Source organism: Trichocoleus sp. DQ-U1 (assembly GCF_039961925.1).
Lineage (GTDB): Bacteria > Cyanobacteriota > Cyanobacteriia > Cyanobacteriales > FACHB-T130 > FACHB-T130.
Genome location: NZ_JAMPKB010000119.1, coordinates 1 through 11769, shown reverse-complemented (window position 1 = coordinate 11769; position 11769 = coordinate 1). Strand labels below are relative to the sequence as shown.

Genomic DNA, 11769 nt, shown 5'->3' with positions numbered 1-11769 from the left:
ATTTCTTGGTGAATTTGGTCTGTGGATTAATTGCCTATTGCCATCAGCCTAAGAAGCCCTCTCTCAATATCAATGCGTTTTTCCTCCCTTCGGCTTAACCCGAACTCAGGTTATATAACGAAATTTTGTCTGAACTAGGGTTTGGCATCATTCCCAACATTTTCAAATCAATGGCGATCAATCCCGATGTGTTGGAAGCGAATTGGAAAAAATTTCGCGCTACCATCCTGCAAGGAGATGTGCCCCGTACCCTAAAGGAAATGGTGGGGGTTGCTATCTCCCAGGCTCACAACAGTCCCTATGCCCTCAACGTTCACTTGCATGGATTATCAGCGCTAGGAATGAGCGAAGAAGTTCTCCGGACATTGGTTTCAGACTTTGCTGCCTGTCCGCTTCCCAAGCGCGAAAAAGCCGTCATTCGCTTTGGCTTACTTGCCGGGACTAAACCCCAGGAACTGACCGCTAAAGATTACCAAAATCTGCGAGATTTGGGGCTAGATGACGCAGAAATTTTCGAGATTATTGCCACTGCTGACTTATTTACCAGCATAAATCGATACACAGACGCGATCGCTCTCGAAATTGACCAATTGTAAATTGCCAGTTTTCTCGTGAGTCCGTATTTTCTTGAGAATGTCGTTCGTTAAATTTCAGGAAAAACAGAATCATCCCAATAATGGGCAATACCCATGACTCTTTCCCTCCGTTTGATAGTAGCAATGAGCTAGAAAAACAAGCTCGCGAACCACTACTGCTGATAGCCCGCCGTCTGCTTGCGGAAGCCCAAGCTCTTTCCAGCCGCATCGCCGCTGTCAATGAAATTGCGACAGCGATTAACCGTACCCTGGATATAGACGAGATTTTGCGGGTTGTTGGTAAACAAGCTAAATGGCTCTTGGATTTCGAGCATTGTAGTGTCTATATCTGCACCGATACCAGTTCTTGCCGCCTCGTAACCCTATTTGGCGATCCTGTAGAGTTGACTGCCACGATTGTCGCAGAGGACAGCCCTTTAGGTCGTGCAATGAAAACAGGTCAATCGCAACTGATTCGAGAAGGCTCTCCATCTGTTTTTCTGCACTCTTATGCTTCCCAAATATTCGTCCCCCTACAGAGCGATCGCCAAGTCATTGGTACTATCAACTTTGCGACTACCCAAGCCCACGCTTACACACTGGAAGATTTACGCATTAGTTATTTACTAGCCTTGCAAGTATCGGCAGCAATTCGTAACGCCAGTGGCTTCGCCCAATTAAATCAGCTATATGCCCAACTAGAGGCAGAAAAACGCAAATCTGAGCACCTGTTACTGAACGTACTTCCTGTACGTGTAGCCGATGAATTAAAACGCACTGGCAGAGTTAAACCCGTGCATTATGACTCTGCCTCAGTATTGTTTACCGACTTTAAAGATTTCACTCAATTAGCCGAACAACTCACTCCCGAAGATTTAGTCAATGAATTAGATTATTGCTTTTCTTGCTTCGATATGCTTATTGAAACTCACAAATTAGAGAAATTAAAAACAATTGGTGACAGTTATATGTGTGTTGGAGGAATTCCCACTCCTAACCGCACTCATGCAATTGATGCTGTACTAGCCGCCTTACAAATTCAAGCCTTTATGCAATGGCGGCGGCTCGAAAAAATCAAAAATAATCATCCCTATTGGGAAGTCCGCATCGGCATCCACTCAGGACCCTTGCTAGCGGGTGCGATCGGTCATAATAAATTTTCCTATGATGTTTGGGGCGATACGGTTAATACTGCCTCCAGAATGGAATCCTGTGGAGTTTGTGGCAACATTAATATTTCAAAAGCCACGTTTGAGTTAGTGAAAAATTTTTTTGATTGTGAATATCGGGGAAAAGTCAATGCAAAAAATAAGGGTGACATTGATATGTATCTTGTCACCCGCCTCAAAAAATGCTTTTCCCTAGATCCCACCGGATTGTTACCCAATGAGGATTTTAATCAACTTTATGCGGCAATCCAATCGGGGCATCCTGATTAGTCATTAGCCATGCACTAAATAATAACTAGGGACTCATCACGCATGATTGTTTAAAACTTATAACTCATCACTGCGATCGCAGTGCCATTTTCTGGCAAATCCGTTGATTTAACCGTCAAAGTATCACTATTGACCCGACGCACCGGCATCCCATCCATCAATGCCAAAAATTCATCCACGGAGACAATATCGCAACTCGCAGCATCGGCGGCTTGGGTACGGTAATGCGTGGGAATCACCAATTTGGGATTGAGGACTTGTACTGCCTGCATGGCTTCCTGAGGCGTGTAGGCTTTGTCACTTCCGCCTACAGGTACTAACAATACATCGGGACGTCCCATCAGGATTTTTTGCTCAATATCAATCGGTGCAGCAGCACCGCCTAAATGCAGAATATTGATTCCTCCTTGCGTCCAACGCCAAGCCACGTTCGTGCCAAATCGGCGTCCACCGTTGCGATCGTGGTTAATGCTCATTCCTTGAATTTTTAGGTTGTCAACTTGGTAAACTCCCGGTTTATATAAAAACTGGGGATTCCCTGGCAACCCTTCCACCGCCCCTTCATCAAGTAATAGGCTGCTGACTAGCACTAAATCCGCCGGCACCTTCGATGAACGATACCCAGCCGTACAGCCCAGCTTCTGAAAGGGATTCGCCAAGACTCGTTTACCACTTCCAGTAAACAAAAAGCTGGTATGCCCCAGCCATTTCACAGAGACAGATCCACCAGGTGTTGCCGCCTGATAAGTCTGAAATCCAGAAGCCAAGCCTGTTCCTAATGCTGTAAGCAAACCCGCCCCAGCATAGCGCATCAACTGTCGCCGTTTCATCAGAATTTAGTCCTCAGTCATTAGTCATTAGTCCTTTGCTAATCGCTAATGCTTAATTGACCAATGAACAATTAGCCATTAGCCATTAGCACTAAAGCGATTCCAGGAAGTTTCGCAGCAATTGCTTTCCTGAAGCCGTCAGAATACTCTCCGGATGGAATTGGACGCCCTCAATATGCGGATAGTTCCGATGCCGGACGCCCATGATGGTTCCGTCGTCTACCCAAGCCGTAATTTCCAGGACATCTGGGCAGCTGTGTCGGTCAATCACCAAACTATGATACCGGGTAGCGGTAAAGGGATTGTCTAATCCTCGAAATACGCCGACACCTGTGTGATGAATTGGAGAAGTTTTGCCATGCATCAACATGGGTGCAGAAACAATTTCACCGCCGAATACTTGACCAATGCCTTGATGTCCCAGGCAAACGCCCAAAATGGGTACCCCGGAAGCCATCTTTTGAATTAACTCCAGGGAAATTCCCGCATCTTCTGGACGCCCTGGTCCCGGCGAAATCACAATTCCATCGGGTTTAAGCTTTTCGATTTGCTCAAGGGAGATTTGGTCATTGCGATACACCTGAATTTCAGATGCTACGGGCAGTTCAGCGCCAAGTTCTCCCAGATACTGCACCAAGTTATAGGTAAAACTGTCGTAATTATCAATAACCAGAATCAAATGTAAACTCCTTGTGAGTCAGAAGCCTTCAACTCAAAACTCAAAACTACTTAGCGCAGCATCGACTGAATCCGAATTACAAGGGGTGGCAAAAGCAGCGAACCAGCTACCAATACCGACACGAGTGCCGAAACCAGAACGGCACCAGCAGCACAGTCTTTAGCAATTTTGGCAAGCTCATGGTAAGCCTGCTTAACCGTTAAGTCAACAACTGACTCAATTGCCGTATTCAATAACTCCAGCGCCAACACTAGCCCAATTGTTATTCCAATCACCGCCATTTCGACTGCCTTCAACTGCAAAAAGACACCCAAACCAATGGCTAGGGTGCCTATAACTACATGGATGCGAAAGTTGCGTTGGGTAATAAAGGCATATCGAAGTCCGGCCCAAGCATATTTAAAACTAATTATTAAGTTCGGCGCAATTCGCCAAGCTAAATCCCGGTTTGGTTTCACTACATCTGAGTGGTTCAAAGAAGGTGTGGAAATTTCTTGAGACATGGCAAGGGTTTTACGGGGCTGAAGGGCATGAACCATCGCTCCGGCTGGCGCGTGGGCGAAACTTGAATCTAAGTCTTGAATCTAAGTACAGATGAAGGCTATTGGGTATAGCTAGGCTAGATAGTAAGACCAATAACCTGGAGTAAAGTTTCCTGCTGGTTCAACATTTTAGTCAGGCTATCTTCATCGGGATGATCCCAGCCGAGTAGATGAAGCAAACCGTGAGCCGCTAACCAGGCTAGCTCTGTTTTTAAGGGATGTTCCTGTTGTTGAGCCTGCCGAGTCGCAGTCTCAACGGAGATGGCGATATCACCAAGATACAGAGGTGTATCCTCTAAAAAATCCATCGGCTGAGGACAGTCTACCTCTAAGGATGCAAAAGCTAATACATCTGTCGGTTTATTTTGATGACGATACTGGGCGTTGAGGGTCTGTATTTCTTTATCGTCCGTGAGGCGCAAACTCAGTTCATAGGCATCCGCTTGAGGAAGAGCTAGATGCAGCGTTTCCATCCAACGATGGAACCAAGTTTCCCAAGTTTCAGGTGAAATTTCTTCTTGGGCACTGGCATCTGCTGGATTGGACGAGCAGAAATAGTCTTGGATGCTAACTTCTATGTTTATGCCCATACAACCGTGTTCCGGATTAACGAGTCAGGTAAGAAAGACCGATCAGCAGCGCCACAAGACCAATGGTTGACAGGGCAAAATGTTTTAACGAAGTGCCTCCTTTTCGTACCATGTTTCGCATTGCCAGCTTCACGTAGCTGGCTTGAGGCTCCGTTGAGGCGGGTGTCGATTCAGAAATGGGTTCTGGAGTTTGTGATGCCGCTTGTGGCGTTGAAGAGGAGTTACTCATAAGGATAATTACTGAAGACTCAAAAGTGGTTTTTCCAGCTGATGATAAGCCAGGGATAAACTTTTCTTCCAACAATGTAACAGTTTGTTTCGCAATTGATGGCAAATCACCGAATCAGCAAGTAAAGGACAAAGGAGCGATTGCGCAAAAGCGATCGCTCCTTTGTCCACCCGATGTTACTAATTTCTTGGTGTCTTGGTGGCTAAGTAACCCTCTCACTGAGGCTACCCTAAAGACCCAACGGCGCAGCTTTTAGGTAAGCTGATTTTCTTGGCGCAGATAGGCTTCAATGAACGAATCGAGGTCGCCATTCATCACATCGTTAATGGCAGTCGTTTCCACTCCTGTCCGCAGATCCTTGACCATCTGGTACGGGTGGAAAACGTAGTTACGAATTTGGTTGCCCCAAGCTGCCTCTACCATATCGCCTCGAATGTCAGCAATTTCCTTGGCGCGTTGCTCTTGGGCGACAATCAGCAACTTAGCTTTGAGGATAGCAAGACCTTTTTCTTTGTTTTGCAGCTGACTTCGCTCTTCGGTACAGCGCACGGCAATGCCGGTGGGAATGTGAACAATCCGCACCGCTGTTTCCACTTTGTTGACATTTTGTCCACCTTTACCGCCAGCCCTAGAGGTGGTGATTTCCAAATCCTTATCTGGAATGTCTAGAGTCACGGATCTATCCAGAGTTGGCATTACTTCCACTCCAGCAAAGCTTGTTTGGCGCTTGTCGTTGGCGTTGAAAGGCGATATCCGCACCAGCCGGTGGGTTCCTTTTTCTGCCTTCAGGTAGCCATAAGCATAACGCCCTTCAATCTCTAAGGTGGCTGACTTAAGCCCCGCTTCTTCTCCTTTGGAGATTTCCGCTAAGGTAACTTTGTAACCGTGGTTTTCTGCCCAGCGAGTGTACATCCGCAGCAACATTTCCGCCCAGTCTTGGGCGTCTGTGCCACCTGCACCGGCGTTAATGGTTAAAACGGCTCCGCTTTGGTCATAAGTACCGGAAAGCATCTGTTGCAATTCCCATCGCTCAAGTTCCTGATTGAGCTTGGTGATGTTGCTTTCAGCTTCCAAAAGCAGTGACTCGTCGGCTTCTAATTCCAGCAGTTCCACAACCGCCCTGGCGTCTTCTAGGCTGTTTTTCCACTGGTGAAATTGTTCCAAGTGGGATTTGAGGTCATTGAGTTCTTGGAGGGTTTGTTGGGCACTCGTTTGGTCGTCCCAAAAATCCGGTTGCGCCGCGACTTGCTCCAAGTCTTGAATTTTGGCAGTTAGAGCAGGAACGTCAAAGATAGTCCTGGGTTTTACCCAGGCGATCGCACAACGTTTCGACTTCGCGTTTAATGTCTAGGAGTTCAATCATTGTTTTGAGCTTTTTCCGATGAGCGCTTGGTAGTAAAGTTGCACTCTTTTCGATCTTAGCTGGAGTCTCTCTCCCAATCACTAAGACCTGAACAAAGAAAGCGAAGGAGAGGAACAGGGGAAGTTACCAATTATCTCTTACCCATTACCCCATTAAGATTGAATTTGTGGAGTAACTGCTGAAAGTTAAAGATAGTCTTGATCTTGATCCAGATGCTAAGACAACGTTTCTACTTCACGTTGGATGTCTATGATTTCCAGCATTGCTTTAGCGCTTTTTCTTGATCGCTGCTCATATTGCACTGCAATCAAATTTATCTAAGTTTCTTGCTAAATGTCCAGTCCCAAAAAAAGCCGTGGTTTCCCACGGCTTCAAGATGTGTGCGCTTAATGAAACTTTTGCCTGTTAGTCGCGGCTATTAAAAGCGATCAGCAACCGCAGGATAAAAATGAACAAATTGATGTAAGTCAGATACATCGACAAAGCAGCAGGCAGATATTGGTCATCGCGGTAAGCGCGGGGCAGGATATAGAAATCCACCACAGCAGCTCCGGCAAACAAAAACACGCCAATACCAGAAATGGCAATTTCTAGCCAGGTGGGTGTATAGACACCAAACAAAGACAACAGCAGCTGACCTACTAGCACCACAACTAGGGCAATAATACCTAGCTGTACTGTTTTAGTTAGAGCCATGCCGTCTTGCTCCGACAGATTGGAGCCAATCTGTCGTGCAGCAATAAAGGTAACGCCACAGCCGAGGGCGGCAAAACCAATTCCTGCCACACCGACCCCTGGTGTCCTCAGAGCCACGAATATCAATCCGCTCAGGGTATAGCCCGACAACAGACTGTAGGTAGCGAGGAGGGGCAGAGCAACGCTTTTCTTGCCATTAATGGCAACGTTTTGGGCAACGAAGAAAAGGGCAAATTCTGCAACCAGGGCAACCCAAAAGGTTGGCATGAATAGCCCTGGGTTGGAGCGAAGAACGCCAAGACCCCCGTAGGTGCCAAGTGCGGTTAAGACAAGTCCAGCGCCTACGTAGGGGAGGGCGTTGGCAATGACATTGGGGCCAACGAGTGCGTGATTTTTAGCCTCACGCATCGCTTGACGGAAGTTACTGGTGTTACTCATGAAGCTTCCTCAGAAATATTACGAGTCATTTACATTTAGGCGATCGCCAGTCTAATTCAATTGTGACGTAGAGCCGGAGTCCTTAGAAGGGTGGGTTTCACGAAGCAAACGCTTACGGTTTGTTTTTGAAGTAAGGATTAGTTTTTGGCTACATCAAACTGCAACTTACGTATATATGCTGACATTCCTGGAGAGGCTCTCTGTGAGTTCCGTATTCCAACGATGGTTGTTGAAAGCGCCTATACAGAAAATGAATTCAGTTAGACGAAATGAAGAGATAGCGATTTCCCAATCTCCCAAACGGGGTGGTTTTACAGAGGCTTTGACAATGGCGACTCAATCTTCTTGCAGCTCCGATTCGATGGAACTTTTGATTGCTTACTATAAAAATCCATCAGTTGAAGTTCGCAATCAACTGGTGCAGTTGAATGCTGGACTGGTTCGGAAGATGGCTCATCGAGTCAGCTATCAGTGTGCGGAACCTTATGAAGATTTGGAACAACTCGGCTATCTCGGTTTGATTCGGGCAATTGAGCGATTCAATCCCCATCAAGGTTACGCTTTTAGTTCCTTTGCGGTTCCTTACATTCGCGGCGAGATGCTGCATTATTTACGCGACAGAAGCGGCGTAATGAAAATGCCTCGTCGGTGGCAGGAAATCCAGCAGGAAGGACAAAAGGCGCGAAAAGAGTTGGCACAAACTCTAGGGCGATCGCCAAAAGAAGCTGAAATTGCCCAAGCAATTAAAGTATCTCTAGAAGAGTGGAGTGAAAGCAAGGTTGCGGCTCAAAATTGCCGACCATTAAGTTTAGATAGTGTCGTTTTTGAGCAGTCTGACTTTCAGGTGACGTTGGCGGAAACACTCCCTGACCCTCGCTATCAATCTTGGCAAAGTCAAGAAGAAGAACGGCAAGAGCTGGAAGGGGCGATGAGTCATTTGGACAACAAAACTCAAGCAGCAATTGAGTTAGTGTTGGTACGCGATCTTCCTCGGAAAGAAGCGGCTAAGCGAATTGGTGTCAGCCCGATGACGGTGACACGGCATCTTCAAAGAGGAGTTGAGCAGTTGGTATCGCTGTTGCAACCTCAATCAACCGAGCGTTTGGCTAGTTAAAGGCTTCCTGGAAAGAATTACAAGCAAGAGAGCTTGTTTGGGAAGTAGTCGCCAGTTAAAAATTAGTAGAGAGTTTGTAGAGTGGTATATACCACTCTATTTTTTTTGGTGGCATAACGCTTGAAGGCGTTCGGCTACATTTTCCCCAAAGCTACCACTGCATTCTGCCCTCCGAAACCAAAGCTGAAACAAAGCACCTGTTTAATTTCACCTTGACGCGGGACTTTAACTAAATCTAAATCAAATTCTGGTTCCTTTAACCCCACACACGGTGGCAATATTTGATGCTTCAATGCCATTAGGGAGAAAGCGACACCTAAAGCTCCAGATGCTCCCAATGTATGACCTGTGGCTCCCTTAGTAGAACTGACTGGCACCGTTTGGGGAAAGAGATACTGAATTAAGTGCGCCTCATTTTGGTCGTTGAGCTGGGTAGCGGTACCGTGAGCGTGGATGTAATGGATGTCCGCAGGGAAAAGGTTGCTGCGATCGCAACATTGCTTTACCGCCGCGATCGCGCTGCGACTTCCTGGCTCTGGTGTGTTCGTATGATAAGCGTCCGCTGTCAAGCCAAATCCCAGCACTTGACCATAAATCGGTGCTGAGCGACGCTTTGCCAATTCTGCGGATTCTAGTACCAAGACGGCTCCCCCCTCTCCCAAGGCTAGGCCTTCCCGCCGCCGCTCGAAAGGATAAGCGCCCGTTTGAGCTAAAGCGCCCATCTGCTGAAACCCTGCCAGGGTCAGCGGTGTAATCGGTGCTTCCACTGCCCCAGCAATGACTTGCTGACAGTGCCCAGTCTCCAAGAGCGAAGCTGCTTGCGCGATCGCCCAAATTCCAGTTGCACAAGCCGCCATTGGTGCCAAGACTGACCCCGTTGCCCCGATTTGACGAGCGGCGGCGATCGCATTCATGTGGGGCAGCGTCTCCAAAAAAGCCTGGGTTGGCAGGTGTTTGTACAGCGGCGATTTTACTTGTTCCGCATCCTGATAAAACTCCCGCGCCAATTTCTCCCAAGATGCCTGATAAGAGCGACTCGAACCAATGACGACTCCACAGTCGGGCAAAGGCGAAACTAAACCAGCATCTTCCAGCGCCATAGCAACAACCCGCTGAGTCAGGGTTGCTAACTCAGCGGGTTGTTTCCCGATCAGTCCTAAGGGGCGGGGGGCGAGTTCTGGAAAGGGTTGATACAACTGAATGCCAGTTTGACCGGCGATTAAACGTTGCCAGCTCGTCTGCAAGCTGTTACCCAAAGCCGAGACTAAGCCAATCCCAGTAACGACAATCTCCACCGATTACCCAGCGAATCGCCAATTGCTATTTCTTGAGATTTTCCGCACCTTTGGTCACCTTAGCCGATTCAATGCGATCGCCCTGCTGAATCTTGTCAACGACCTCCATCCCTTTGGTTACATAGCCAAAAACAGCATAGTCACCATCCAAGAACGGCAAATCGGCTAAAGCAATGTAAAACTGCGACGAAGCCGAGTCGGGTAAAGATGAGCGAGCCATTGCGACAGCGCCACGAGTATGTCGCAACTGCGGGGGTTGAGAAACACCCGCACTTTTGAGCGTTTCGCTGAGAACGGGTTTTTCCGCCCCTTTGGGCTTAATTTCGAGGGGAATGTAACGCGCTTGACCCGTCGCTGGATCGATAAAACCACCCATCCCCAGACGTTCTGTGGGCACATTCGGGTCTTTACTTTGCGGATCGCCACCCTGAGCAACAAAGGGTTGCGGTTGCCGCACTACGCGGTGAAACACCAGTCCGTTATAGACACCTCTTTGAACTAAATCGACGAAATTCCCAGATGTAATCGGGGCATTAGTGCCATCGACTTCAATCGTAATTAGCGAGCCTTTAACCGTCATGTCTACGGTGGCTTTACCTTCTAGGCGGGGCAAACTGCTTGTTTTGGGACTACTCGCTGGAGTGGCAGATGCTGAGGTTGTTTCAGTTGCTGAGGGGCTGGTATCCGAGGAAGTAGCCTGCTCGGTGGTACATCCCCCCAACATCAGTCCTGCGATCGCAAAAAGTAATATAAACCAGTGCCGGATTTGTATCTGCATTTTCATTTCACCTAATTGGTAGCCAGAGCTACTGAATCATCTTATGCAGATATTGGGAGGCTCAACCAAGAATTGTTAGAGACCTTCAATGGGCACTTCCAAGAAGCGAGCCAGTTGGGCACCCTGATTTTCCAGCTCTGACAAGGGTAGAGGTTCCCCAACTCGCGTCAGGGGAATATCGCGGCGTCCTTTGACGCGCAGGTAAATCGACCGGCGTGGGTTGAGACCTTCTTTAATTTCCACTCGAATCGCTTGGACATCTTGTATGCGACAGCCGACTTCAATTTCGCGGTTTTTGCCGAGGAAGCCCCATCGAAAGATGCGAATATATCCGGTTTCTTGATTAAACTCGTTGTAACCGCCCCCTACGTCTAAAAGAATCATCATCCATAGATAGAGCGCTACGAGTAACCCAGCCAACCCGTAAAGTCCCATGACTATCCCTTGAGGGATAAAAAGTAACTTGGTGGGGTCAGCAAAAGGGAGAAGATTGACTTTTAGGTAGCTTGAAATTCCAGCCAATAAAAAGCCTGTAGCTCCCAAGGAGACTACGGTTGCCCACCAATAGTTACTCAAACGACGAGAGCCTAAAACCTCTTGACGGAGAACGCGGTTACTTGTGGATGTTGTCGGTGCAGCCATGAAAGAAAACTCTGTGTTCGCCAAAGTTGTTAAGGAAAATTTTTAAGATCGGACTGATTCAGATTATCTAGCTTCCCAGGGATTTATGCTATTGATTTAGCAATCTAACTGAGCTAGAGATTAATGAGAAGTACGTGTCAGATTGTAAAAATTCTGATATTTTCTTATCATAGAGGACACGTGCTAGAACCCTAGGGTTTTACTTTGGGGACAAAAAGCGCCCCATTCCCAAATAACAGTAGCCTGAAACCCGGTATCAGGGCGACAGGTTAGTGGAAATTGACACGCAGGGGAATCAAGCGAGTGTGTCTATTGAAGACAGAACCCGGCAAACTTCTCCAAAATAATCCCACTACTGTCTGACGTGGGTCGTGTCAAATAAATAATGTTAATTGCTCAAGTTCAGACGATTTGACGCAATAGTAAGAGGATTTGAAATGACCATTGCAGTCGGACGCGCGCCAAGTTCAAGAGGGTGGTTTGACGCCATTGACGACTGGCTCAAGCGCGATCGCTTCGTATTTGTCGGCTGGTCCGGCCTACTGCTATTCCCCTGCGC

At 47.5% G+C, this 11769-nt stretch carries 13 protein-coding genes and 1 pseudogene; 4 read left to right on the top strand and 10 right to left on the bottom strand.

Annotation, left to right across the window (positions count from 1 at the left end; genetic code table 11):
• The first annotated feature begins 170 nt into the window (after window positions 1–170).
• Together NDI34_RS26255 and NDI34_RS26250 are read left to right on the top strand one after the other, a co-directional pair.
• On the top strand, window positions 171–596 hold the full coding sequence (locus NDI34_RS26255; protein ID WP_348234295.1) for a carboxymuconolactone decarboxylase family protein: 426 nt from the start codon (window positions 171–173) through the stop codon (window positions 594–596).
• 80 nt (window positions 597–676) lie between these two features.
• Complete coding sequence (locus NDI34_RS26250) at window positions 677–2014, top strand: adenylate/guanylate cyclase domain-containing protein (protein WP_348234292.1); 1338 nt, start codon at window positions 677–679, stop codon at window positions 2012–2014.
• 50 nt (window positions 2015–2064) lie between these two features.
• Here NDI34_RS26250 and NDI34_RS26245 read toward each other — a convergent pair whose 3' ends face one another.
• The 7 genes from NDI34_RS26245 to NDI34_RS26215 form a co-directional block, all read right to left on the bottom strand.
• A complete protein-coding gene (locus NDI34_RS26245; RefSeq protein ID WP_190414469.1) occupies window positions 2065–2844 on the bottom strand; it encodes an MBL fold metallo-hydrolase in 780 nt (259 codons plus the stop codon).
• A gap of 91 nt (window positions 2845–2935) precedes the next feature.
• Window positions 2936–3523, bottom strand: a complete 588-nt coding sequence (locus NDI34_RS26240; protein ID WP_190526191.1) for an aminodeoxychorismate/anthranilate synthase component II — start codon at window positions 3521–3523, stop codon at window positions 2936–2938.
• Between the two features lie 50 nt (window positions 3524–3573).
• On the bottom strand, window positions 3574–4026 hold the full coding sequence (locus tag NDI34_RS26235; RefSeq protein ID WP_190414492.1) for a diacylglycerol kinase family protein: 453 nt from the start codon (window positions 4024–4026) through the stop codon (window positions 3574–3576).
• A 116-nt stretch (window positions 4027–4142) separates the two neighbouring features.
• Window positions 4143–4649 carry an rRNA maturation RNase YbeY gene (gene ybeY, locus NDI34_RS26230; RefSeq protein WP_348234294.1) on the bottom strand — a complete coding sequence of 169 codons (507 nt, stop codon included), beginning with the start codon at window positions 4647–4649 and terminating at the stop codon, window positions 4143–4145.
• Between the two features lie 22 nt (window positions 4650–4671).
• The gene (locus NDI34_RS26225; protein WP_348234291.1) at window positions 4672–4884 is read right to left on the bottom strand and encodes a DUF3285 domain-containing protein; all 213 of its coding nucleotides are present in this window, start codon (window positions 4882–4884) and stop codon (window positions 4672–4674) included.
• Window positions 4885–5136: 252 nt separating this feature from the next.
• Window positions 5137–6244, bottom strand: a protein-coding gene (gene prfB / locus NDI34_RS26220; RefSeq protein WP_190987221.1) for a peptide chain release factor 2 whose coding sequence is annotated in 2 segments (ribosomal slippage) — window positions 5137–6171 and window positions 6173–6244 — 1107 coding nt in all. Because the reading frame shifts where the segments join, the coding sequence is not laid out codon by codon here.
• A 408-nt stretch (window positions 6245–6652) separates the two neighbouring features.
• Complete coding sequence (locus tag NDI34_RS26215) at window positions 6653–7381, bottom strand: Bax inhibitor-1 family protein (RefSeq protein ID WP_190987204.1); 729 nt, start codon at window positions 7379–7381, stop codon at window positions 6653–6655.
• A 328-nt stretch (window positions 7382–7709) separates the two neighbouring features.
• Between NDI34_RS26215 and NDI34_RS26210 the strand changes: the two genes are divergently transcribed.
• Window positions 7710–8495, top strand: coding sequence for an RNA polymerase sigma factor SigF (locus NDI34_RS26210; RefSeq protein WP_348234293.1), 786 nt, complete (start codon window positions 7710–7712; stop codon window positions 8493–8495).
• A gap of 134 nt (window positions 8496–8629) precedes the next feature.
• Here NDI34_RS26210 and NDI34_RS26205 read toward each other — a convergent pair whose 3' ends face one another.
• The 3 genes from NDI34_RS26205 to NDI34_RS26195 all read right to left on the bottom strand — a co-directional run bounded on the left by NDI34_RS26205 (window position 8630) and on the right by NDI34_RS26195 (window position 11210).
• Window positions 8630–9790, bottom strand: a complete 1161-nt coding sequence (locus NDI34_RS26205) for a beta-ketoacyl-ACP synthase (protein WP_348234290.1) — start codon at window positions 9788–9790, stop codon at window positions 8630–8632.
• 25 nt (window positions 9791–9815) lie between these two features.
• Entirely contained in the window at window positions 9816–10568 is a 753-nt protein-coding gene (locus NDI34_RS26200) for a peptidylprolyl isomerase (protein WP_190414474.1), read from the bottom strand.
• A gap of 75 nt (window positions 10569–10643) precedes the next feature.
• Window positions 10644–11210, bottom strand: coding sequence for a photosystem I assembly protein Ycf4 (locus NDI34_RS26195; protein ID WP_348234289.1), 567 nt, complete (start codon window positions 11208–11210; stop codon window positions 10644–10646).
• A gap of 437 nt (window positions 11211–11647) precedes the next feature.
• Here NDI34_RS26195 and NDI34_RS26190 point away from each other — a divergent pair.
• Window positions 11648–11769, top strand: a pseudogene (locus NDI34_RS26190) (photosystem II D2 protein (photosystem q(a) protein)); the annotation flags it as partial.